Source organism: Paracoccus saliphilus, from assembly GCF_028553805.1.
Taxonomy (GTDB): Bacteria; Pseudomonadota; Alphaproteobacteria; order Rhodobacterales; family Rhodobacteraceae; genus Paracoccus; species Paracoccus saliphilus.
Genome location: NZ_CP067140.1, coordinates 65,056 through 87,768, shown reverse-complemented (window position 1 = coordinate 87,768; position 22,713 = coordinate 65,056). Strand labels below are relative to the sequence as shown.

Genomic DNA, 22,713 nt, shown 5'->3' with positions numbered 1-22,713 from the left:
AGATGGCTCAAACTGTGAATTACGGCATTATCGGCTGCGGAATGATGGGGCGAGAGCATCTGCGGAACATCAAGCTCCTACCGGATACGCGCATCGCGGTAATCTTCGAACCCGATCACAAGATGCGCTTGGCCGCCACCGAGATCGCACCCGAAGCCGCACTTGTCGATTCGACCGAGGCATTGCTGAATATCGAAGCGCTGGATTGCATCGTCATCGCCTCGCCCAACATGGCGCATATCGGGCAGCTGGAACAGATAGCGCATCACCGACCCCTACCGGTTCTGGTCGAGAAGCCGCTTTTCATCCACCCGGAAGATCGGCCCCGCATCGAAAAGCTGATGAGCGATTACAGCGCGCCCATTTGGGTGGCGATGGAATATCGCTACATGCCGCCCATAGCGCGCTTCCTTGAACGGCTCGACGAGGCAACTGGCGGGCTGAGAATGCTGACCATCCGCGAACATCGCTTTCCCTTCCTGAACAAGGTCGGCGCCTGGAACCGCTTCAATTACAGCTCGGGCGGCACGTTGGTAGAGAAATGCTGCCATTTCTTCGACCTGATGCGGCTGGCGATCCGGTCCGAACCGGTGCGGGTGATGGCCAGCGCCGGACAGGCGGTCAATCATTTCGACGAGGCATATGACGGACGAACGCCCGATATCTGGGACAACGCCTATGTCATCGTGGATTTCGCCAATGGAGCGCGGGCGATGCTGGAACTGTGCATGTTCGCGGAAGGCTCACGCTACCAGGAAGAAATCTCGGCCGTCGGGCCATCCGGCAAGATCGAGGCGCTGGTTCCCGGCCCCGGACGCTTTTGGCCCGAGCATCTGGGCCCACCGCCCACCGCGCAACTGATCGAGAGCCCGCGTGCACCGATGGGGCCGGTTGCCATCGAGATCCCGGTCGATCCGGCCCTGCTCGAGGCAGGGGATCACAACGGCTCTACCTTTTACCAACATCAGAAATTCAAGGCTGCGCTGTTGGGACATCAACCTATCGAGGTAACCGTCGAAGACGGCATGAAAGCCGTATTGATGGGTCTAGCCGCACAGGAATCCGCAGCGAGCGGCAAGGCCATCGATATGAATCTGAGCGTCAGGCCAGAGATCCCGGAACTCTGCTCGTAACGCAAAGATATGCCGGTGCGAGACAGCAGCGAGCTCCCGGTAAGGGAGCCAAGGGAGGATCGTCATGACCGACAACCAAAACGGATGGTTCACACATTTGCCGTGGACCCCACGCCAGCCCCAGAACCGGAAAATCCCTGCTCAGGTCGAAGCCGGCGAGGGCACGAGTGTCGCGATCGGCGGCATCGGCGCGGGCGCGATAACCCGTGGCGTCAATGGCGGCTTCCTCCGCTGGTCGTTGAAGGCAGGCGCCATGCATTGCGGCGAATGGCCCGAGAACGGCTTTGCCTTGTGGCATGCGGATCATGGAACCCGAGCCTTGCGAATGGCGGGTCCCGATGCACCGGATGGCTGGCATTTCGATCCACAAGGCACCCATACTGCATTGTTTCCGAAACTGCGCCACGAGTATGTTTCGGGCGATTTGACACTTTCGATCGAGCAGATTGCTCCGATTGCACCTGAGATTGGCGAGGATTGCGATCTGCCCGTCGGATTGTTTCGTGCAAGCCTGTCCAATCGCGGAACCGAACCGACCGAGGCCGCAGTCATGTTCAGCTTTCTGAACCTGATCGGCTGGTTTCACAGTTTCGGCCCTCCGGGCCATGCGGCCGGAGTTGCCGGGCAACGAAACCGGATTTTTGAGCGGCCTGACCTATGCGGTGTAGAGATGTTCCGCGAAACCGTCAGAGAACCGGACGAAGGCGAAGGACAAATGTTCATCGGAGCGGTCAGGAAACAGGGCTGGTCGGTAACGCTCTGCGATGCATTCGATCCCGCACGCGAAGGGGCTGCCTTCTGGAAACAATTCGTGGCGGATGGCTCGGTCGGCCCAATCGATGGTGACTGGCAAAGCGGCGGCGGATTCAGTGAATTCCCCCCGCCCCGCCATTGCGCAGCAATTTCGGCAAAAACGATACTACAGCCGGGAGAGACCAAGACAACTGAACTCGTTCTTGCATGGGATATGCCGGTCATCCGCTTTGGACAGAACCGCAAGCATTTCCGTCACTATACCGAAAGATGGGGGCGCGAGGGCCGGAACGCCGCGGCCATCGCCGAACATGCATTGGGACAAGCGGATCACTGGATAAGCGCGATCGACAGGTTTCACGCAACTGCCAAAGCGGATATCGACGCACCCCCGGCAATCTCCAGCCTCGCACTCAACGAGCTTTATCCGCTCAATGATGCCTTGACGGTCTGGACCGCTCGAAACGACGACGAACCCGCGCATTTCGGGATTATCGAATGTCCAGATTATCCTCTCTATAATACGCTTGATCTCTGGGTCTATGCGTCCGCAGGGATTTCACGCTTCTTCCCCGAGCTCGCCGCGTCGGTGACGCGCGATTTCGCAAGGGAGATCGTCACTGAAGATACGACACCCCGCTTTCATCTTCGCTCACGCCAACGCTTTGCGAGGCAGCGGATGGGCATGGCTCCACATGACTTGGGAGCACCAAATGCCGATCCCTTCTTCAGCGCCAATGATTACGTCTATCAGGACAGCGCGCGCTGGAAGGATCTGAATGCGATGCTGGTCATATGCGCCTGGCGGGATGTCATGCGCAACCCGGATCGTGCCGCTGCCCATGTTGACGCGATCAACACCGCAATGACCGCGCTTGCCGCCTTTGACCGGGATGGCGACGGGGTGATCGAGAATGACGGATTCCCCGATCAAACCTTCGACAATATCCCCATGCAGGGGATCAGTGCCTATTGCGGTGGGCTCTGGCTGGCCGCGTTAAGGGCGGCTGAGCAAATCTACCTGCGCGCCGGAGATCGGACCCAGGCACAGCGCTGGCGCGACCTGAGCGCCAAAGGCGAACCATCCTGGCACGCGGCCCTTTGGAACGGGACATGTTATTCCGTCGACAGTGCCGGCCAGTTTCGCGATGCAGTTTTTGCCGAGCAGCTTTATGGCCCCGGTCTGGCCCGTATGTTGAAGCTTGGAGACATATGCCCACCCGAACATGCCCGCCGAGCGCTGAAAGAAGTCTATCGCCGCAATTTCGAGGAGGCCGGACATGGACGCGGGGTCATGGCGATGACTTCTGCCATTCACGATTCCAGCCTCTACGCACCGCAAGGAGAAGAGGGATTGCAATGGGACGAAATCCTTGTCGGCTTCAATTACTCGGTCGCCGCAACGATGCGCGCATACGGCCTGACCGATGAAGCACAGACCATTCTGACCGCTTTGGCCGAAGAACTCGGCCCGCAGCGCGGCCTCCACTTTCGTACACCCGCAGCTTACACAGTGCAGGCACCACTCATACGCGCCCAGATGAATATGCGTCCCATGGGCATATGGGCCTATGCGGATGCCAAAGGCTGTGGCGTATGATCCTGCACGGGTAACGTCAGGCTCCGCAGATCAACCATTGCTCGATTTTGCGACATAAGGCAGTGCAAACAGATACAGGCCGCTGAAAAATAACAAGGCAAGCGGGAACAGCGGCAGGAAATACACCCATTCCGCAGGCTGCTTCCCCAGGCCCAGGGCACCGAAGATGGCAAGAACCACCACCGTGAAAACGATGGAAAGCCAACGGTGAATTTGCCGAATCCATTTGTTCCAATTCATTGAAGTCTTCCTTTGCAGATAAGCCAGAAACAACGTGGTGTTACCTTCGACGCCGCCGATTGAGGTCAAACTTACGAGCTTCTTGCGAGTGACACTGGTTCAGATCAATCCATCCGGGTCATGACCTGTTCAAGCGCGTCAAGGTGTCGTGGCCACCCCATCCGTGCTCCGTGATAGTAGCGCGGCTGATCCGGCTTGAAGCCCGTTTGCTCCATGCGCAACCTGGTGCCCCTATCGGTTGGTGTCAGCGTCCATGTAACAACAGTTTTGAGATCCCCGGAATCCCAAGTATAAGACAATGTCCTGTGTTCCTCGATCGACCGGATACGGCAATCGACTGTCCCCCAGTCACCATGAAGCCGGAAGTTGTGGTCCTGTGTCGGTTCGAAATCATTCTTCATCAGCCACTCTTCGATCAAATGTGGCTGCGTCAGGGCGCGCCATACCTTGTCCGGCGGATGAGACAAATCCCGTTCAACCGCGATCGAACGGGTTTCGATCAATTCGTCATTCATTGATCCATCCTTTTCAATAGGTCTTCCAGATCGTCAAACCGGCTTTCCCAGAACCCGGTCATCCGGGCGGTCCAATCGATAAGCGGAGCGAGCGCGTCCGGTTGTGCGCTGTAATGGGTCTGCCTCCCTTCCTGACGGCCCTGCACCAATCCCGCCTGTTTCAGGGCGCGGATATGTTTCGAGACGACCGGCTGCGAGACCCCCGCCGGGGCAATCAAAGCGCTGACCGTGACCTCTCCGTCACTGCACAAGCGCTCGAAGATGGCCCGTCTCGTGGGATCGGCGAGTGCCTTGAAAAGTACATCCTGAGCGTTTGACATGCGAATCCATACCCCATCGGCTATGCGAAAACATATAGCCGACGGGGTATAAGTTGGTCAATCAAGAATCCGGTCGGCATTGGTAGGTAATCGCAAAATTCAGCCTAAAGATGATTGATTGGCAAGAACATTCAGCTACTCAAGTGCAGTGCCCCCTGCCCTCGGATTGTGGATCGCCGGGGCTGGAGTTTTCGGCTGCATCACGACAGCGGGCTCTCAACCGCTCAAATGGCGGCTCGTCCAGCCAATCGATCAGCCCGTTCACATCGAACGCCTTATCCGATCAGCAGGAGCCGCCCTTGACCGTCGGGAGCAGCTCCGTTGTATCAAGCGCAGGTTTCGAGAACATCCAAGGCGCAGGACGAAGTGTCGGGTCCATGACGCTGACGGTCAGGCCGTGCAGTTTTGCACAGCAAGACGCGAGGGGATCAAGTGCTGACGTTTTCAAGCCCTGAAATGGTTTCAACCACGGAGGTTCAGAATTACGACATGAAGCAGACAGCCGGACGACAGATGCCCGGTTTGCTGGGGTTATGGGCAGTTCCACCTGCCGAATGCAGATTTCAGCCCAGGCCCTTCGCCGTTTCCTCCAGCACGTGCCAGAGTTCATTTGCGGTGCTGCGCATGGTCATGATGGCCAGCTTGTTTTCGGCGCGGCGGATAAGGAAAACGCTCATGTGATGCAGCCCGGTGCGGGTGGCACTGCCGGGACCGAAGGCAGCCACATCCAGATTGACAAGCTTCTCCATCATCGCCCGGACCGGCGCATCGCCGCTATCCGACTCGATCTCGAAAACGGTCCAGCCATCCGTTTGCTCGGTGATCGAACAGCCTGCCGCATGGGCCGCCAGATTGGCGGCGAAATCCTCGGCGGCGCGGCCTTCGGCCTCGATCATCCACTGATCGGGACCAGTCCAGAAGGCCGCCACACCGTGTCCTGCGACCCATTTCCCCGGACCGGGCAGCTCCAATCCCATAGGCGCGGGACACGCCACGTCCCGGCGCAGGGCCAGCGAGGCCAGCGCCAGGTCGGCGTTCTCGGCAAGCCGCAGCGGACCAAAGCGCTGTTCGGCCGGCGTTGTGCTGCCCAAGGCGGTAATCGGTGTCAAATCAGTCACGCAGGCGTCCTCCATCTGGATCGACAAAATGGGGCGAGACGACGCGCAATGCGACTTGCTGCCCGTCGAGCGGATTGGCGGCGGTAATCACCTCATCCATGCGCTCGTCGCCGCGAGCCAGGAAGCCCAGCCCGATATGCGCGCCAATATGCGGCGAATAAGCTACGGAACTGATCCAGCCCTGATCGGTAGCCATGCTCTGCGCGGCGCCCTCGGTGAACAGATGCGCCCCCGCGACCACCGGCTGCGCGGGGTCGACCGGCTGCAACCCGACCAGTCGCCGCGTATCCGCGGCCAACCCCTCGCGGCGAGACATGACCGCGCCGATACTGTCCTTCTTGGTCGAGACCATCCGGCCCATGCCCAGCATCTGCGGGCTCGTCTGGCCATTCAGCTCGTTGCCCGCCGCGTGACCCTTTTCGATCCGCAGCGCGCCAAGCGCCTCGGTTCCGTAAGGTGTCGCACCCAGATCCTCACCAGCTTCCATCAGCCGCTGCATCAACGCATTGCCGTAACGCGTGGGCACCGCAACCTCGTAAGCCAATTCGCCCGAGAAAGAGATCCGGAACAGCCTCGCACGCAATCCTCCACACACATTCAGGCTCATGCAGGCCATGAAGGGGAACGCCTCGTTCGAGATGTCGAAACCCTCGTCGACGATCCGTTCCAGCAATTTCCTTGCATTCGGGCCTGCAACCGAGACCTGCGCCCAGGCATCCGTGGTCGAGATCAGTTGCACATCCATGTCTGGCCACAGGCATTGCCGGGCGAACTCCATATGGCGATAGATCGGGCCAGCCTGAGCGGTGGTGGTGGTGACCACGTAATGATCCTCGGCCAGTCGCGCGCATGTGCCGTCATCCCAAGCGATGCCATCCTCGCGCAGCATCAGGCCGTAACGAACCATGCCGACCTTCAGTGTCTTCATGCCGTTGCAATAGAGCCGGTTCAGAAACTCCCCGGCATCCGCCCCCTGCACGTCGACCTTGCCAAGCGTGGTCACATCGCAAATGCCGACGCTCTTGCGGGTGGCCAGAACCTCGCGATCAACAGTTTCGCGCCAATGCGTTTCACCCGGTCGGGGGAAATACTGCGCCCGCATCCACGGCCCGACCTCGACGAATACCGCACCCTGCGATTTGGCGAAGTGATGGGTCGGTGTCAGGCGGCGGGGGCGGAAATGTTCTGCCGTGTTGCCGCCACCCAGGACCGACAGCGAAACGCCGGTATAGGGCGGGCGGAAGATCGTGGTGCCGGTCTCGGGGATCGATTTCCCGGTGAGTTCCGACATGACGGCCAGCGCGGTCACATTCGCCGTCTTGCCCTGATCGGTCGCCATGCCAAGCGTGGTCCAACGTTTCAGATGCTCGACCGGGCGCATGTTCTCCTGGTGGGCCAGCTTGATGTCCTTGACTGTCACATCGTTCTGGAAATCCACCCAGGCACGCCCTTTGCCCGGCACATGCCAGAGAGCTTGCGGCTTCGATACCGCGTCCTCCGCTTGCGGCAAATCGGGCATCGCGACCTTGAGATCCAGCTCGGAGAGCGCCTGTGCGGCGGCCTCCGCACCGGACCGCAAGGCGTCGGCAGTGCTGCCCTGACCATTGGCAGCTCCGGCGACAATCAGACCCGGCGGTCCGTCCTTGGCCGGAACAAAGCTTTGCAGAGTCTCGTCCCAGACTGGACGGCCACGGTGATGCGAGGCCAGGTGCAGGTTCGGGTTCCAGCCCCCCGAAATCCCAAGCGCACCGCAATCGATCCACTGGCTGCGCCCGTCCTGCTTGACCTCGATCTTGGTCAGGCCGAGACGGCCCTTGGCATTGCTGACCAACCCACCAGCGAAGATCGGATAGTCGCCCAGGGCCTTTGCATCCGTGCGGCTATCGATGACACCCGCGATCTCGACTCCCTTGGCGGCAAGGTCGATGGCAGTACGATGACCGTCGTCGTTATTGGTGAAGATGGCCACGCGATCAGCCGGGCTGACAGCCCAACGATTGGCAAAGGCACGCATGGCGCCTGCCAGCATGATGCCGGGACGATCGTTATTGGCAAAGGGAATATGCCGTTCGATGGCACCTGCAGCCAGAACCGTGCGCTTGGCGGTGATCCGCCACAATGTCTGACGCGGCTTGTCACCCGGTTCAGGCAGGTGATCCGCAACCCGCTCGACCGCGCCATAGATGCCGTGATCGAAAGCCCCGAAAACGGTGGTGCGGCGCATGATGCGCAGGTTGGGTAGACTGGCCAGTTCCTTTTCAACCCCGGCCACCCATTCAGTGGCGGGCGCATCGCCCAATAGATGCGTCTCGGCCAGCAACCGGCCCCCAAGGCGAACATCCTCGTCGGCCAGGATAACTTGCGCACCCGAGCGCGCCGCCGTCAGTGCCGCCGCAAGTCCTGCCGCACCGCCACCGATCACCAGCAGGTCGCAATGCAGGAAGCCCTTGTCATAGGCATCCGGATCGGCCTGCATGGACAGGCTGCCCAGCCCTGCCGCCCGGCGGATAGCGGGCTCATACAGCTTTTCCCAGAAGGCTCGGGGCCACATGAAGGTCTTGTAATAGAACCCCGCCGCGAAGAAGGGCGACAGAAGGTCGTTCATCGCCAGCAAGTCGAAGCTGAGCGAGCCGATGCGGTTCTGGCTTCGGGCGGTCAAACCATCGAACAGCTCGGCCACGGTGGCGCGGGTATTCGGCTCTTGCCGCGCGCCGCTGCGCAGCTCGACCAGCGCATTGGGCTCCTCAGAGCCGGCTGCGATCAGCCCCCGCGGACGGTGATACTTGAAACTGCGCCCCATAAGCCGGACGTCATTAGCCAACAGGGCCGAAGCAAGCGTATCACCCGGATGGCCAGCATATTCCTTTCCATCAAAGGTGAAGGAAAGATTGCGCGAACGGTCGATCAATCCACCGGAAAGCCGGGTCATGCCGCACCTCCTTTGCCGCGCATGGCGACGTCACGGGCGAGTTCCGCGCTGATGATCTCATGCGTGACGGTGTCGCGTGTCACGACCAGCCAGGACCGGTCGCCCTGTTCGTGGAACCACAGCTCTCGATGCACACCCGCCGGGTTGTCACGCAGATAAACGTAATCGGCAAAGACCGCCTCGGCACCCGCGGCCATGCCATCGGGACGCTCGATCAGCCGGGCATCGCCCAGATAGGTGAATTCCTGCGCGTCGCGAAGGCCAAGCAGGGGATGGGGAATCAGCATGGCAAGACCTCAATGCAGGTTCGGCGCGGCACCCACGCCTTTTTCATCGATGACATGACCGCGTGCGAAACGGTCGAGGCGATAGCCGCGGGCAGTGTCATGCGGAGCATCCTTGGCCAGCAGATGCGCAAAGGCATAGCCGCTGGCAGGCGTTGCCTTGAAGCCGCCATAGCACCAGCCCGCGTTCAGATAGAGCCCCTCGATATGCGTACGATCGATGATCGGAGAGCCGTCCATGGACATGTCCATGATCCCGCCCCATGACCGCAGCAACCGTGCCCGGCCGATCATCGGCATCACCGCCATTCCGCCTTCGGCCACGTCTTCGATCACCGGCAGGTTGCCGCGCTGAGCATAGGAATTGTAACCGTCGAGATCGCCGCCAAACACCAGCCCGCCCTTGTCGGACTGGCTGACATAGAAATGCCCGGCACCAAAGGTGATCACACCGGGAATGACCGGCTTCAGCCCCTCGGTGACGAAGGCCTGCAGGACGTGGCTTTCAATCGGCAGGCGCATCCCCGCCATCTGCATGACGCGCCCCGTGGACCCGGCCACGGCAACCCCGACCTTCTTGGCGCCGATATAGCCGCGAGAGGTCTCGACGCCCAGAATGCGCCCTTCCTCGATCCGGAAACCGGTGACTTCGCAGTTCTGGATCAGGTCGACCCCGCGCATGTCGGCACCGCGGGCATAGCCCCATGCCACCCCGTCATGCCGCACCGTGCCGCCACGACGTTGCAACAAACCGCCCTTGATCGGGAAACGGGCATTGTCGAAATTGAGGAAAGGCGCCATCGCCCGCACCCCTGCCGCATCCAGCAGCTCGGCATCCGCACCCGCCAGCAGCATCGCATTGCCCCGGCGACGGAAGGCGTCCCGCTGCGCGTCGGTATGGTACAGGTTCAGCACGCCACGCTGGCTGATCATGGCGTTGAAGTTGAACTCCTGCTCCAGCCCTTCCCACAGCTTCATCGAGAATTCATAGAAGGGCTCGTTCCCCGGCAGCAGGTAGTTCGAGCGGATGATCGTCGTGTTCCGCCCGATATTCCCCTGTCCGAGCCAGCCCTTCTCCAGAACCGCGATACGGGCCTGCCCAAAGGTACGCGCAAGGTAATAGGCCGTTGCCAGCCCATGCCCGCCACCGCCGATAATGATATAGTCATAGGATGGCTGCGGATCGGGATTGCGCCAGAGCGGTTTCCACCCCTTGTGCCCCGTCAGCGCCTCCTTGATGACGCGAAAGCCAGAAAAATGCATCGCATGGCACTCCTTGTTCCCGATCAATCTGGCACAGCGAAAGGCAAGCAATGTGCCTGAAAAAGACATTTTCTTGCCTGAAAAGGCCATACGCACCATTCAAAGGAAACAGGCGGGATAGCGTCCAGGTCCCTGATCGCACCCCACGACAAGAACGATTTCCGGCTACTCCTGCGTATCGGATGCGGATGGGCTGCGATGATACTGCGAGCGCAAGAGCCTTGCACGCGTGCGCAGATCAGTTGGTCGAATATTATTGAATTCCTTGAACCATTTCGAGAAATGCGAGGTGGAGGCAAAACCCGACGCGACCGCGATATCCATGATCGGCTTCTCGGTATAGAGAAGCATTTCACGCGCTCGATCCACGCGAAGCGAGATGTAATACCGCACCGGAGTCATCCCCAGATGCAGACGGAACAAGCGTTCAAGCTGCCTTGCGCTGAGACAAACCTCTTCCGCCAGTTCCTCGATCGGCACCGGAATTTCCAGATTCTGCCGCATCAGCCGGATGACCCTCTGCAAGGGCTGGGGCAAGGCGGTCATCTGTTGCGCCATTCCTCCCTGCTGATCCTCGTTCGCCTCGCGAATCCTCTCGTGGTGGAACTGGTTGGCGACAGCTTGCGCAAGATCGGCTCCGTGCCGGTCGGCAACGATCTGCAGCATCAGGTCCATGGCCGCTGTCCCGCCCGAACAGGTCAACCGGTTCCGGTCGATCTCGAACAATGTGCAGGTCATCTCGAGATGTGGAAAATCCTCTTCGAAGGCCGTCCGGTTTTCCCAGTGAATCGTGCAGCGATAGCCATCCAAAAGCCCCGCCTGTGCCATCAGATAGCTGGCGGTGGACAAGGCGCCAAGCGCCAACCCGCCACGTGCCGCGCGCCGCATCGCCGCCAGGTAGGGCCGCTCGTCCGGCGGCTCCAGCCGGACCCCGCCGCACAGAAAGATCGCGTGATTGCGCTCCAACGCCTGATCCAGCGTAATCGCCTGAAAAGGTAATCCGTTCGAGGCCAACACGGGAGATCCATCGAGACTGCAGAGATCCCACCGGAACGCCTCACGCCCCAACAGTCGATTGGCCGCCCGCAGGGGTTCCGTCGCCGAGGCGAGGCTCATCATCGATTGCCCGTCGAGCATCAGAAATGCAAAGCACAGAGGCTCCCTGATCTCATCGTAAAACATTGGCGGTCCCCGATGGCATTGCACCATGATTGATCGGGCGCTGTACCGGCTTCAAGAGCTCTTTCAATTCGTCACCGCCCCGGTAATCCCAAGCGGGTTGGCGGCTGATGAGTCCCGGCAATGCAGGCACCGCTATTCCAGGGCAATCTCGACATCCGAGACCGCACGGCTCGAACAGGCGAGGATATAGCCCTGCTCTGCCTCGTCCGCGGTCAGTCCACCATTGGGCCGGGCATCGACATCGCCCGAAACCAGCTTGACCATGCAGGTGCCGCACATGCCCTCGCCGCAACCGCAGGGGATGACGACACCTTGGCGCAAACTGGCCTGCAGGACCGTCTCGACCGGCCGGATCTGCAGGTCACGGCCGTTCACCTTGAGCAGATGGGCAGGACCGCCCGTTTCGACCGGCTCGGGCGCAGCAGGGATGACCGGAGCCTCCCCGCCAAAGCTCTCGGTATGAAACTGCGTCTTCACACCACCTTCTGCCGCATGGATCAGCCGCGCTTCCTGCATGAAACCACCAGGACCACAGCAGAACACCTCGCGGCGGCCGAGATCCGGCACGGCTGCGGCCAAAAGCCCACGGCGGATGCGGCCATGATAACCGAACCACCCCGGAGCAGGCCGCGTCACCGTTACGGCCACGCTCAACCGCGGCATCCGGCGCTGCAACTCGGTCAATTCGGACGCGAACAGCATCTCGGATGGATCGCGTGCGGCGTGGAACCAGGCCACATCCGCATCCGGCTCGCTCTCGGCCAGATCGCGTAGCATCGCCATCATCGGCGTCGCGCCCGATCCACCCGAGACAAAGGCCAGCTTTTCATTGCTTCGCAACCCGAGGGTAAAGGCGCCGCGCGGAGCGCGCGCTTCGATGACATCGCCTTCTCGGAAATTGTCATGCAGCCAGCGGGTTGCGCCACCCGCAGCCTGCGCCTTGATGGTCAGGTGAAGATCGCCCTCGCTCCCACCCGAGATGGTGAAGCTGCGCCAGAGCGGCCCGCCAGGCATCGGCACTTTCAGCACCAGAGCCTGACCCGGCACGAAGCTGACCGGCCCCGAGCACGCACGCAGGCGGAAGGTCCTGATCGTCGGCGTCTCCTCGCGAATTCCGACACAGGACAGGGGCATCAGGCCCGTAGAGATTGCTTGCGTATCCACGTCCCTACTCCGCTGCTACTGCCGTTCGTGGGGTGCCGACATAGTCGCCCATCTTGCCCGCATACCAATCGGTGAAATGGGTCAACATGAATTCCGACGGTGCATAGGGACCCGGCCGATAGGCGCGCGACAGAATCCCCCGATGGTTGTTCTCGGCCAGCATTCCGTCCTCGCTATTGGTCGCCAGCCACACGGCGGTCAGATGCTCGACATCGTAATCCACGCCTTCGACGGCATCTTCGTGAACCAGCCACGTCGTGCGCAGCTCTGTCCGGTTCGCCGAGATCGGCAGGACCCGGAAATGGATGATATGATCGGACAGGAAATGGTTCCAGTTATGCGGAACGCGGAACATGCGGACCGACCCCAGATCCTGTTCGGTGAAATCGCCCAGAAGCTTGTTACAGGCCGGTTTTCCATCCGTCGTGAAGGACACGGTGTTCTCGTTGAAAGGCAAGCGGATACAGCGGAACTCGATCCCGCCATCCGCTGGCTTGTGAGGCAATCCCAACGAGTCCCACCGCGCGGTCGAACGATCCATCAGCCCCTGGAACTGGGTCTTTGCCTGCGGATCGTCCGGCAGGGCGAATTCCACCATCGAAACCAGCAATTCGGGATGGTTCGCCGCACAATGATAGCATTCGCGATTATTCTCGATCACCAGCTTCCAGTTCGCCTCTTCGACAATGGTCGAGGTGAAGGCGACCTTGGTGCGGTCGGGCATATGCGGCGCGATATAGGGGGTGACACCGGCCCTGAAACGTTCCAGCGACGGCGGCTCGTCTGCAAGGCATATGTAAACCATGCCGCAGATCACCTGAACATGCACCGGCGTCAGGCTATAGCCGCTGGTATCGAAACCATCGGGCATCTGCCGGGCGTTGATCAGGCTGCCGTCCAGTTCGTAAACCCATTGGTGATAGGGACAGACCAGGCGATTGGCGCGCCCCCTTTCCTTGAGGCAAAGCTGAGAGCCGCGATGCCGGCAGGTGTTGTGGAACGCCACGACCTCGCCCTCGCGGTTGCGCAGCACGACGATCGGGTTATGGCCGACCCGCAATGTCAGGTAATCGCCGGGGCGCGGAATCTCGACCGTGCTGCAGGCGAAAAGCCAGTCGGTCTCGAACACGGCCTCTATATCGGCCTGGAAAATCTGCTCGTCCACGTAGAAATCGCGGGGAAGCGAGTGGCCGGAAAGCCGCTGGTCCAGCAGCCCTGCAATTCGTTCCTTCAGCATCGTTGATGCCTCCTGAATATCCAATTCGCGGGCGAGGCCCCGCTTCTCGATGCCCTCCATCCTGACGCTTCGGCAGCCGGATATGCGCCAATGATTCCGACATCGGCAGCCAGCTTTCCGACCGGCAAGACGGGCATCATGTGCGAAGAAATTTCTGTTGAAGGCCGGTATGGTAAGCGGGCGATAGTCAGGATCCGCAGCCATCGGTAGATACCACTCTTTCGGACCGCGACCTTTGAACTTTGCCCGAGATGGTGGTTTATGGCGGATTTATACAAGACGATGACGGAAACACGCAACGTGACTCGGGCCGATCCGGGCTATCCCGGGATATCTGCTGACTGGATCGTGATCCATCGTCAGAAAAGAGGGGGGAATATTGGAGATTCTGGGCTTCATCGCGAATAACTGGCTGGTTATCCTCGGATTGGCGGGCGAGCATATCTCGATCGTCGTGGTCGCGGTGGGCTTCGCAATCCTGACGGGCGTGCCGATCGGCATCGCCATCACCCAGAACAAACGTATCGCCGATATGGTGCTTTACGTCGCCTCGATCATCGTCACGATCCCGTCGATCGCCCTGTTTGGCCTGATGATCCCGATACTCTCCAAGATCGGGCAAGGGATCGGCTGGCTGCCCGCGGTGATCGCGATCCTGCTTTATTCACAACTGCCCATCGTCCGAAACACCTATACGGCAATCACCAATGTCGATCCCGCATTGCGCGAGGCAGCGACAGGAATGGGCATGACCCCGTTCCAGCGCCTGGCGCGGCTAGAGATCCCGATCGCCATCCCGGTCATCATGGCGGGCGTGCGCACCGCCGTGGTCATGAATATAGGCGTGGCCGCGATTGCCGCCTATATCGGCGCGGGCGGGCTTGGCGTGCTGATTGCCCGCGGCATATCTCAAACCGATCCGCGCCAGCTTATCACCGGGGCGATTGCCGTCTCGCTGCTGGCCATTGCCGCAGATTGGGGTCTGCTGAAACTGCAAAAACGACTGACCCCGGCAGGGCTGAAACGCTGACGGATACAAGGTCCGTTTTCAATCCCCTGCCCAATGACAACAGGGGTCCACAAAGAAACGGCAAAACACAATCAAGGCGGAAAGCCGTCAATCAATAGCAACGAGTAACAGGGAGATTTCAATGACCGAAGTTGCACCACCATTCACAGATATCGATATTCCGACCGAAGACGCGGGTTTTTACAAGGGCTATTCCCTACCTATCGCGCTGATCTCCAAGATCGGCATCTCGTTGCTTGTTGTCTGGGCGCTGCTGTTTCCCGGCAGCGCGGGCGGATTCTTGTCCAACCTGAATGCCCGCCTTCTCGACGTGTTCAACAGCTTCTATATCCTGTCCGTCGGCTTTTTCGCCTTTTTCTGCCTCATCGTCGCCCTGATCCCGTCATCGGGCCGGCGCAGGCTCGGTCCCGCGGGTGAGCCGCCGGAATTCTCGACATTCTCGTGGTTCGCCATGATGTTCGGTGCCGGGCTTGGTGTCGGGCTGATGGTGTTTGCCACGGCCGAGCCGCTCGGCCTCTGGGGTTCCAACCCCGAGATCGTGCGCGGCAATGTAGAGCCGCATACGGCCGCCGCCCTGACCAGCGCCTATCGTTATACCTTCATGCATTACGGCATCCATGCCTGGGCGATCTATGTCACGACAGGACTGGCACTGGCCTATTACGCCTATACCCGTGACATGCCCCTGACCATCCGCTCGGCGCTGACGCCGCTTCTGGGGCGCGCGGTGAACGGACCTCTCGGGCATCTCGTCGATATCATGGGCGTTATCGCAACGCTGATGGGGGTCGCGGTGACGATCGGTTACGGCGTCAGCCAGATGGTCGAGGGCGTCTATGCGATCACCGGAATGGAATGGCTGCTGACCCCCGACGAGAACGGAGGCGCACCAACGCCCAGCAGCATCGGCGTGATCGTCGCACTTGTGCTGGTGATGGTCATGTCGATCCTCTCGGCGGTGTCCGGCGTCGGAAAAGGCGTCAAATACCTGTCGAACCTCAACCTTGTTCTGTCCTGCGTCCTGCTGCTGACCTTCATCGTCTTCGGTTCGTTCCTCTTCGCGATGACCACCTATGGCACCGCGCTTGTGGATTATGTCCGACACTTCGTCGGCCTGTCGACCGAGGCCTATCCGACCGATACCGAGGTCGGAAAATGGCAATCCGGCTGGACGACTTTCTACTGGGCCTGGTGGATCGCCTTCTCGCCCTTTGTCGGTCTGTTCCTCGCGCGGATCTCGAAGGGCCGCACCATCCGCGAATTCATCCTCGGCGCGGTGATCGCCCCTTCGCTGGTCTGCTTCGCCTGGATGACGATCCTCGGTGCGACGGCAATCGACCTGGAAATGTCGAATATCGCGAATGGCGCCATCCTCGACGCGTCGAACACCAACAAGTTGTTCGTGACCCTTTCCTACATGCTGAGCGATGGTCTCTACATGGCCCTTGCGGCCATGTGCGGGGTCCTGATCGTCACATTCCTTGTGACCTCGGCGGACTCGGGTATTCTGGTGATGAACACGATCATGGCTGGCGGTGCGGTCGATACCGGGATCAAGCACCGGATCATCTGGGGCATCATCCTGACCCTGCTGATCGCGGCGCTCGTGTTGGCCGGCGACGGCGGGCTGGACGCGTTGTCCAACGCCATGATCATCGGGGCGCTGCCATTCACCTTCGTGATGCTGGCCATGTGCGCCTCGCTGGTCAAGGCGCTCTACCGCGATCACCTGCGCGACCGCTACGGTGTCGTGGTCGCCGACTGACGGGATATGGACGGCAACGACAATAATTCAGAGGAAGGACATCTGACATGATTCGTCTAGAAGACCTGACCAAGATTTTCAGGACGCCGAATGGCGATGTCGTTGCCGCCGACCGGGTGAACATGGAGGTGCCCGAGGGAGAGATCTGCATCCTTTTGGGCCCCTCCGGCTGCGGCAAGACCACCGCGCTCAAGATGATCAACCGCCTGATCCCGCCCACCAGCGGCAAGATCTATCTCGACGGTAAGGATACCTCCGGGCTCGACGATATCGAACTGCGCCGCAATATCGGCTATGTGATTCAGCAGATCGGCCTGTTCCCCAACATGACCATCGAGGAAAATATCTGCGTCGTACCAAAACTGCTGAACTGGGACGCCAAGCGGGCCAAGGACCGTGCCGCCGAATTGCTGGACCTGGTCGGGCTCGATGCTCGCCAATACCTGAAGCGCTTTCCGAAAGAGTTGTCGGGCGGACAGCAACAGCGCGTCGGCGTGATCCGGGCATTGGCCGCCGATCCGCCGGTGATGCTGATGGACGAGCCTTTCGGGGCCATCGATCCGATCAACCGCGAGATCATCCAGGACGAGTTCCTGAAGATGCAGTCCGAGATGAAGAAGACCATCATGTTCGTCAGCCACGATATCGACGAGGCGGTGAAGATGGGCGACAAGGTTGCCATCTTCCGGGCGGGCAGGATCGAGCAATATGCCTCTCCCGACCGGATCCTGGCGCATCCGTCGAATGAATTCGTCGCCGATTTCGTCGGCGCCGACCGCACCCTGAAACGGCTGCGCCTGCTGACCGCCGAACAGGTGGCCAAAAGCGATGCGCCGATCACCTCGCGCTCGACCAAGATCGACGATGCGCGGCAGGCCCTGTCCGCCGCAAAGGCCCGGATCGCGGTCGTCATCGACAGCGATCATCGCCCGGTCGGCTTCGTGACCGCGGACGAGATGACCGGCGCTTCGGGAACGGTACGCGACCTGGCCCATCCGCTGCCCGCGACCGTCCCGGTCCGCGCCGATCTGCGCGCTGTCGTGTCCGAGATGTTCGCGCAGGATACCATGTGGCTGGCCTGCACCGACGATCAGGGCCGCTTCGCGGGCGTGATCTCGCAGCCTGACGTGACCGCGGCGCTGCGCGCCACCTATGCCCGCGACCGGAAGGCCCCCGAAGAGCTGGAGGCGTCATGACGCAATCGCTTGGGCTTGGGCGCGCGGCCACCCTGCTTCTGGTATTCGCGCTTGGGATATGGGTCTCGGCCTCGGGCCTGGTGGACTCGATTGTCACCTATTGGGAAGATATCGTCTACCTGACGAAACAGCATCTGGTGCTCGTTGCCTCATCAGGCGTCGCGGCGATCCTGATCGGGGTGCCTGTCGGGATCTGGCTGTCGCGCCCGTCAATGGAGAAATATGCCGAGACGGTGATGCAAATCTTCAATATCGGCACCACGATCCCGACACTGGCCGTCGTCGCGCTGTCGATGACATTGCTCGGCATCGGTTTCCCGCCTGCGTTTTTCGGTCTGTTCGTCGCCTCGCTTCTGCCCATCGTGCGCAATACCTATGCCGGTCTGCTGACGGTTCCCGCGCATCTGAAAGAGGCCGCGACGGGCATGGGCATGACCCGGCGCCAGATCCTCTGGCGGGTCGAGCTGCCCAACGCGCTCTACGTGATCTTTTCCGGCATCCGCACCGCTCTGGCGATCAATGTCGGCACGACGCCGCTGGCCTTCCTGATCGGCGGTGGCGGGCTGGGCGAACTGATCTTCACCGGCATCGACCTGATGGATACCGGCATGCTGCTGGCCGGGGCGATCCCGACCGCCGCGCTTGCCGTTGCCGTCGATTTCCTGATGGGACAGGCGCAGCTGCACCTGATCCCCAAAGGCGTGAATCCGCTGCGATAGGAAACCCTATCCAGCCAACAAAAGGGAGAGTTTCAAATGAACATCACCGTCAAATCCGCCCTCACCGGCCTTGCCCTCGCGGGCTTCGCCATGGGCGCGCAAGCTGCCGATATCGTCGTCGGCGGCAAGAACTTCACCGAACAGCAGCTCCTCTCGGCCATCACCCAGCTGGTGCTCGAGGCGAATGGCCACAATGTCGACAACCGCGCCGGAATGGGCTCCGCTGCCGTGCGGCAGGCGATGGAGAACGGACAGATCGATGTCTACTGGGAATATACCGGCACCTCGCTCATCACCTATAACAAGATCGAGGAAAAGCTGGACCCCGAAGCGACCTACGAGCGTGTCAAGGAACTGGACGCCGAGAAGGGCATCGTCTGGCTGAACCCGTCAGAGGCCAACAACACCTATGCCCTCGCCATGCGCGCCGAGGATTCCGAGGAAACCGGCATCGCCACGATCTCGGATCTGGCCCAGGCCGTGAATGACGACAGCGACCTGACCCTTGCCTCGAATGCCGAATTCTATGCCCGCGCCGACGGCCTGAAGCCCCTGCAGGAAACCTATGGATTCGAATTCGGCCGCGCGAATATCAAGCGGATGGATACCGGGCTGGTCTATCAGGCGCTCAAGGACGGGCAGGTCGATGTCGGGCTGGTCTTCGCGACCGATGGCCGAATCCCCGCCTTCAATTTCACCGTACTCGCCGACGACAAGGGCTATTTCCCCAGCTACGCCCTTGCGCCGGTGATCCGCCACGAGGTGCTGGAAGCCAATCCCGATATCGGCGAGGTGCTGAACGAGGTCTCTGCCAAGCTGAATGACGAGGTGATGGCCAATCTGAATGCCAGCGTCGATGTCGAGAAGATCTCGATCGAGAATGCGGCGACGCAATTCCTCGAAGATAACGGCCTGATCTGACCGACCGGGCGGGACTGTCCCGCCCACCACCAGTTTTTTGCTGACAAGGCGCGCCCATGACCAACCGTAAGAAGCTGAATGTGGGCGCGGCCCAGTTCGCCAGCGAGATCGGCGATGTCGATGCCAATCTCGACCGTCACCTGCACTGGATCGCCAAGGGGCGCGAGGCCGGGCTGGACATGCTGGTCATGCCCGAGCTTTCCCTGACCGGCCATTACGGGCCGGAAAAGCTGCTGACAGCCGCGATGTCGCGCAAGGACCCCCGGCTGAAGCAACTGGCCGAGGCAGCCGGGCCGATGGCGGTCACCGTCGGCTTCATCGAGGAAGGCCCGGCCGCGCAATTCTACAATTCGGCGGCGATCCTTCAGAATGGCAGGCTCGTGCATCTGCATCGCAAGGTGAACGTGCCCAATTACGGCAAGCTCGAGGAAGGCAAGCATTACGCCTCGGGCCGCTTCGTCGAGACCTGGGCGCTGGACGAAAACTGGCGTTCGGGGTTGCTGATCTGTGCCGATGTCTGGAATCCGGCGCTGACCCACCTCGCCTTCCAGCACGGCGCGACACTGCTGGCCTGCCCGGTCAGTTCCGGCATCGAGGCCGTGGGCGTGGAATTCGACAATCCCGGTGGATGGATGTTGACCTGCCGCTTCTACGCGATGATCTACGGTGCGCCGGTCATCATGGTGAACCGAACCGGGACCGAGCGCGACCTGACCTTCTGGGGCGGCTCATGCATCATCGATCCCTTCGGGCGCACATTGGCGGTGGCCGGCCGTGACGAGGAACTGATCTCCACCGTGCTGGATTACGATGAAATTCGCCGCGCCCGTCACCTGTTGCCGACCGTGCGCGACAGCAATATCGCGCTGGTCCATAACGAGACGTCACGCCTGCTTGAAACGCTCGGCGTTCCCGACTTCGTGCGCGACTGAGACCGGGATCATGCCGGGTTTCCACGACTTCCTCCATGACACAAGCGCCGCCGACCTGCCCGACGAGGTACTGGCGCTTGGCCGCCGCTGGCTTCTGGACCTGCTGGGGGTCGCCGCCGGGGGCAGCCGGACAAGCCTGTCGAGGATCATCCGCAACCACGCGGCGGAACATTTCGCGGCGGGTTCGAAGGGCGCGGCCATGCTGATGGATGGCCGCAGGGTCAGCCCGGCAGGGGCGGCCCTGGCCGGTGGCATGACCATCGACTCGCTGGACGGGCATGACGGCCACAAGCTGACCAAGGGCCATGTCGGCTGCGGGTTATTGCCCGCGCTGCTGGCCATCTCGCAGGCCGAAGGGCTGACCGATGACCGCGAATTCCTGGCCTCGCTGGTTCTGGGCTACGAGATCGGCACCCGCGCCGGGATCGCACTGCACCGCACCGCCAGCGATTACCACACATCCGGCGCATGGATCGCCGTCGCGGTGGCGGCGCTGACAGCAAGGCTGCTTGGGCTGGATCACGCCCGGACCCGCCACGCCATCGGTATCGCCGAATATCACGGTCCGCGCAGCCAGATGATGCGCTGCATCGATCATCCGACCATGCTCAAGGACGGCTCTGGCTGGGGCGCGATGGCGGGCGTTTCGGCGGGATATCTTGCGGCGGATGGCTTTACCGGCGCCCCCGCGATCACGGTCGAGGCCGAGGATACCGCCGATCTCTGGTCCGATCTCGGTGAGCGCTGGCGCATCGCCGAGCAATATTTCAAACTCTGGCCGGTCTGCCGATGGGCACAGCCCCCCGTGCAGGCGGCACTGAACCTGCGGGCGGAACACGGGCTGACATCCGAACAGGTCGAACGGATCGAGATCGTCACCTTCCACCAATCCCTTCGCCTCGCCATCCGTGAACCGGCGACGACCGAAGAGGCGCAATATTCCACCGCCTACCCGACGGCCGTGGCACTGGCCCGCGGACGCGTCGATCCTGCGGATATCGCCGGGGAAAGCTTTGCCGATCCCGAGATCCGGCGATTGGCGGCCTCGATAACCATCACCGAGAACGAGGATTACAACGCGGCATTCCCGCACCGGCGCATTGCCGATCTGCGGCTTGTCATGCGGGATGGGCGGGTTCTGACCTCGGGCCCGACCGAGGCGATCGGCGATCCCGAGGCGCCGGTGCCGATGGCGATGCTGCGCGGGAAATACCGGGCCTATGCGCTGCCCGTCCTGGGCGAGACGGCCACCGCCGATCTTGAGCAGGCCGTGGACCGGTTGGGGGATGGCAGCGGAACGGAGCGGTTCTTCGGTTTGGCTGGCCGCCGATAGGGCAAAGGCGTGTGCCAACGATTTGCGTCCCGCGGCGGCCGGGGGGCTGTCTGCCCCCCGGCACCCCCCGAGGATATTTGCATGAAGAAGAAGCGACCCATTTTCATCGCCACCCGGTCCAGTATGTTTTTCGTACTGGATCTGGCGCGGCGGTTCCGGGTTCAGGTATCGGAGGCCTCTTTTTTCGCGAGAACGGGGTCGAATCGTCGTGCAGCGTACGCTGCCGGTGTACAGGTTGTGTACGCCCTGTGCACATCCTGTGTACGTGTTGTGCAGTCAAATTCTCAGCATTTGCTGGTTGAAACGGGTGCATGTTGCGCGATGATGCCAATGCAACGCACGCAGGCTGTTGCACGCAACGCTTGGGTCTTATGCGGACACGCGCGTGCTCAGCCAGCTCCGTGCCAGATCCGGCAATTCATCATAGTGACCGATCAGCGCATCCGGCTTCAATCGCGAGATAGCCCCGCCTTCGGGACCAAAGCCGACCAGCGCGATCCGAACTCCGGCTGCGGCGGCGGTCTTGCAATCGGTTTCCGTGTCGCCCAGCAGGAAGGATCTCGAAACCTCGCCACCCGCCGCCTCGACCGCCGCGCGATATGGCCTTGGATCCGGCTTGCGAACCGGCAGCGTATCCGCGCCGATCAGCGCGGCGAAGGCGTCACGAATGCCCAACCGGCGCACGAGGTTTTCCGCCAACCCCTCGGGTTTATTGGTACAAATGGCAAGCCGATGGCCGTCAGAGGCAAGCCGCTCCAACGCCGTCTCGACACCGGGATAGAGTCGGGTATGGACCGCGATATTGCGGCCGTAGAAATCCAGCAGACGCGGGAAATCCTCGTCCTCCGCGCCGGGCGGCAGCAGCACATCCTGCGGCATCCGGCCATATCCGGCCCGCAGCATAGCCCGCCCGCCATGAAAGGCGATCAGCGCATCCGCAACCGGATCCAGAAGTGCTTCCAGCCCGCGCGCCTCAAAGCAGGAATTCGCAGCGGCGATCAGGTCCGCAGAGGTATCGGCCAATGTGCCATCCAGATCGAAAACGACGGTTCCCGCCATCCGTATCCCTTTCAGTTAAC

General features: G+C 61.3%; 20 protein-coding genes. 9 read left to right on the top strand and 11 right to left on the bottom strand.

Annotated elements, in window-relative coordinates; translation table 11 throughout:
* Nucleotides 1-2 precede the first annotated feature (2 nt).
* Both JHX88_RS00390 and JHX88_RS00385 read left to right on the top strand, forming a co-directional pair.
* Nucleotides 3-1,133 carry a Gfo/Idh/MocA family protein gene (locus JHX88_RS00390; protein WP_076522288.1) on the top strand — a complete coding sequence of 377 codons (1,131 nt, stop codon included), beginning with the start codon at nt 3-5 and terminating at the stop codon, nt 1,131-1,133.
* A 64-nt stretch (nt 1,134-1,197) separates the two neighbouring features.
* Nucleotides 1,198-3,486, top strand: a complete 2,289-nt coding sequence (locus JHX88_RS00385; RefSeq protein WP_076522287.1) for a non-lysosomal glucosylceramidase — start codon at nt 1,198-1,200, stop codon at nt 3,484-3,486.
* 30 nt (nt 3,487-3,516) lie between these two features.
* Here the strand turns inward: JHX88_RS00385 and JHX88_RS00380 are convergent, their stop codons facing one another.
* The 10 genes from JHX88_RS00380 to JHX88_RS00335 form a co-directional block, all read right to left on the bottom strand.
* On the bottom strand, nt 3,517-3,726 hold the full coding sequence (locus tag JHX88_RS00380) for a hypothetical protein (protein WP_076522286.1): 210 nt from the start codon (nt 3,724-3,726) through the stop codon (nt 3,517-3,519).
* Between the two features lie 104 nt (nt 3,727-3,830).
* Nucleotides 3,831-4,241, bottom strand: a complete 411-nt coding sequence (locus JHX88_RS00375; protein ID WP_076522285.1) for an SRPBCC family protein — start codon at nt 4,239-4,241, stop codon at nt 3,831-3,833.
* The gene (locus JHX88_RS00370; protein ID WP_076522284.1) at nt 4,238-4,561 is read right to left on the bottom strand and encodes an ArsR/SmtB family transcription factor; all 324 of its coding nucleotides are present in this window, start codon (nt 4,559-4,561) and stop codon (nt 4,238-4,240) included. The genes JHX88_RS00375 and JHX88_RS00370 overlap by 4 nt, the downstream gene beginning before the upstream one ends.
* Before the next feature lie 563 nt (nt 4,562-5,124).
* Complete coding sequence (locus JHX88_RS00365; RefSeq protein WP_076522832.1) at nt 5,125-5,679, bottom strand: sarcosine oxidase subunit gamma; 555 nt, start codon at nt 5,677-5,679, stop codon at nt 5,125-5,127.
* The gene (locus JHX88_RS00360; protein ID WP_076522283.1) at nt 5,672-8,608 is read right to left on the bottom strand and encodes a sarcosine oxidase subunit alpha family protein; all 2,937 of its coding nucleotides are present in this window, start codon (nt 8,606-8,608) and stop codon (nt 5,672-5,674) included. Before JHX88_RS00360 ends, JHX88_RS00365 begins: the two co-directional genes overlap by 8 nt.
* Nucleotides 8,605-8,895: a sarcosine oxidase subunit delta gene (locus tag JHX88_RS00355; RefSeq protein WP_076522282.1), complete on the bottom strand. Its 291-nt coding sequence runs from the start codon at nt 8,893-8,895 to the stop codon at nt 8,605-8,607. The genes JHX88_RS00360 and JHX88_RS00355 overlap by 4 nt, the downstream gene beginning before the upstream one ends.
* Before the next feature lie 9 nt (nt 8,896-8,904).
* The gene (locus JHX88_RS00350) at nt 8,905-10,155 is read right to left on the bottom strand and encodes a sarcosine oxidase subunit beta family protein (protein ID WP_076522830.1); all 1,251 of its coding nucleotides are present in this window, start codon (nt 10,153-10,155) and stop codon (nt 8,905-8,907) included.
* 165 nt (nt 10,156-10,320) lie between these two features.
* Nucleotides 10,321-11,337: a GlxA family transcriptional regulator gene (locus JHX88_RS00345; RefSeq protein WP_084202703.1), complete on the bottom strand. Its 1,017-nt coding sequence runs from the start codon at nt 11,335-11,337 to the stop codon at nt 10,321-10,323.
* Nucleotides 11,338-11,469: 132 nt separating this feature from the next.
* Nucleotides 11,470-12,501, bottom strand: coding sequence for an FAD-binding oxidoreductase (locus JHX88_RS00340; protein WP_076522280.1), 1,032 nt, complete (start codon nt 12,499-12,501; stop codon nt 11,470-11,472).
* Between the two features lie 4 nt (nt 12,502-12,505).
* Nucleotides 12,506-13,738, bottom strand: coding sequence for an aromatic ring-hydroxylating oxygenase subunit alpha (locus JHX88_RS00335; RefSeq protein ID WP_076522828.1), 1,233 nt, complete (start codon nt 13,736-13,738; stop codon nt 12,506-12,508).
* Between the two features lie 379 nt (nt 13,739-14,117).
* Here JHX88_RS00335 and JHX88_RS00330 point away from each other — a divergent pair, with 379 nt between their 5' ends.
* The 7 genes from JHX88_RS00330 (at nt 14,118) to JHX88_RS00300 (ending at nt 21,634) form a co-directional block, all read left to right on the top strand.
* The gene (locus JHX88_RS00330) at nt 14,118-14,768 is read left to right on the top strand and encodes an ABC transporter permease (protein ID WP_076522279.1); all 651 of its coding nucleotides are present in this window, start codon (nt 14,118-14,120) and stop codon (nt 14,766-14,768) included.
* A gap of 121 nt (nt 14,769-14,889) precedes the next feature.
* The gene (locus tag JHX88_RS00325; RefSeq protein WP_076522278.1) at nt 14,890-16,533 is read left to right on the top strand and encodes a BCCT family transporter; all 1,644 of its coding nucleotides are present in this window, start codon (nt 14,890-14,892) and stop codon (nt 16,531-16,533) included.
* Between the two features lie 47 nt (nt 16,534-16,580).
* Nucleotides 16,581-17,729 carry an ABC transporter ATP-binding protein gene (locus JHX88_RS00320; RefSeq protein ID WP_076522277.1) on the top strand — a complete coding sequence of 383 codons (1,149 nt, stop codon included), beginning with the start codon at nt 16,581-16,583 and terminating at the stop codon, nt 17,727-17,729.
* Nucleotides 17,726-18,448, top strand: a complete 723-nt coding sequence (locus tag JHX88_RS00315) for an ABC transporter permease (protein ID WP_076522276.1) — start codon at nt 17,726-17,728, stop codon at nt 18,446-18,448. The genes JHX88_RS00320 and JHX88_RS00315 overlap by 4 nt, the downstream gene beginning before the upstream one ends.
* A gap of 36 nt (nt 18,449-18,484) precedes the next feature.
* Nucleotides 18,485-19,369, top strand: coding sequence for a glycine betaine ABC transporter substrate-binding protein (locus JHX88_RS00310; protein WP_076522275.1), 885 nt, complete (start codon nt 18,485-18,487; stop codon nt 19,367-19,369).
* Between the two features lie 56 nt (nt 19,370-19,425).
* Nucleotides 19,426-20,301: a nitrilase-related carbon-nitrogen hydrolase gene (locus tag JHX88_RS00305; RefSeq protein ID WP_076522274.1), complete on the top strand. Its 876-nt coding sequence runs from the start codon at nt 19,426-19,428 to the stop codon at nt 20,299-20,301.
* A gap of 10 nt (nt 20,302-20,311) precedes the next feature.
* Nucleotides 20,312-21,634 carry an MmgE/PrpD family protein gene (locus JHX88_RS00300; RefSeq protein WP_076522273.1) on the top strand — a complete coding sequence of 441 codons (1,323 nt, stop codon included), beginning with the start codon at nt 20,312-20,314 and terminating at the stop codon, nt 21,632-21,634.
* Between the two features lie 369 nt (nt 21,635-22,003).
* Here the strand turns inward: JHX88_RS00300 and JHX88_RS00295 are convergent, their stop codons facing one another.
* On the bottom strand, nt 22,004-22,693 hold the full coding sequence (locus JHX88_RS00295; protein WP_076522272.1) for an HAD-IA family hydrolase: 690 nt from the start codon (nt 22,691-22,693) through the stop codon (nt 22,004-22,006).
* Nucleotides 22,694-22,713 lie beyond the last annotated feature (20 nt).

What these genes read in the sequence shown, in the direction of transcription:
- JHX88_RS00390 (WP_076522288.1), top strand. Translation starts at nt 3, where the DNA reads ATGGCTCAAACTGTGAATTACGGCATTATCGGCTGCGGAATGATGGGG.
- JHX88_RS00385 (WP_076522287.1), top strand. Translation starts at nt 1,198, where the DNA reads ATGACCGACAACCAAAACGGATGGTTCACACATTTGCCGTGGACCCCA.
- JHX88_RS00380 (WP_076522286.1), bottom strand. Translation starts at nt 3,726, where the DNA reads ATGAATTGGAACAAATGGATTCGGCAAATTCACCGTTGGCTTTCCATC.
- JHX88_RS00375 (WP_076522285.1), bottom strand. Translation starts at nt 4,241, where the DNA reads ATGAATGACGAATTGATCGAAACCCGTTCGATCGCGGTTGAACGGGAT.
- JHX88_RS00370 (WP_076522284.1), bottom strand. Translation starts at nt 4,561, where the DNA reads ATGTCAAACGCTCAGGATGTACTTTTCAAGGCACTCGCCGATCCCACG.
- JHX88_RS00360 (WP_076522283.1), bottom strand. Translation starts at nt 8,608, where the DNA reads ATGACCCGGCTTTCCGGTGGATTGATCGACCGTTCGCGCAATCTTTCC.
- JHX88_RS00355 (WP_076522282.1), bottom strand. Translation starts at nt 8,895, where the DNA reads ATGCTGATTCCCCATCCCCTGCTTGGCCTTCGCGACGCGCAGGAATTC.
- JHX88_RS00350 (WP_076522830.1), bottom strand. Translation starts at nt 10,155, where the DNA reads ATGCATTTTTCTGGCTTTCGCGTCATCAAGGAGGCGCTGACGGGGCAC.
- JHX88_RS00345 (WP_084202703.1), bottom strand. Translation starts at nt 11,337, where the DNA reads ATGTTTTACGATGAGATCAGGGAGCCTCTGTGCTTTGCATTTCTGATG.
- JHX88_RS00335 (WP_076522828.1), bottom strand. Translation starts at nt 13,738, where the DNA reads ATGCTGAAGGAACGAATTGCAGGGCTGCTGGACCAGCGGCTTTCCGGC.
- JHX88_RS00325 (WP_076522278.1), top strand. Translation starts at nt 14,890, where the DNA reads ATGACCGAAGTTGCACCACCATTCACAGATATCGATATTCCGACCGAA.
- JHX88_RS00320 (WP_076522277.1), top strand. Translation starts at nt 16,581, where the DNA reads ATGATTCGTCTAGAAGACCTGACCAAGATTTTCAGGACGCCGAATGGC.
- JHX88_RS00315 (WP_076522276.1), top strand. Translation starts at nt 17,726, where the DNA reads ATGACGCAATCGCTTGGGCTTGGGCGCGCGGCCACCCTGCTTCTGGTA.
- JHX88_RS00310 (WP_076522275.1), top strand. Translation starts at nt 18,485, where the DNA reads ATGAACATCACCGTCAAATCCGCCCTCACCGGCCTTGCCCTCGCGGGC.
- JHX88_RS00305 (WP_076522274.1), top strand. Translation starts at nt 19,426, where the DNA reads ATGACCAACCGTAAGAAGCTGAATGTGGGCGCGGCCCAGTTCGCCAGC.
- JHX88_RS00300 (WP_076522273.1), top strand. Translation starts at nt 20,312, where the DNA reads ATGCCGGGTTTCCACGACTTCCTCCATGACACAAGCGCCGCCGACCTG.
- JHX88_RS00295 (WP_076522272.1), bottom strand. Translation starts at nt 22,693, where the DNA reads ATGGCGGGAACCGTCGTTTTCGATCTGGATGGCACATTGGCCGATACC.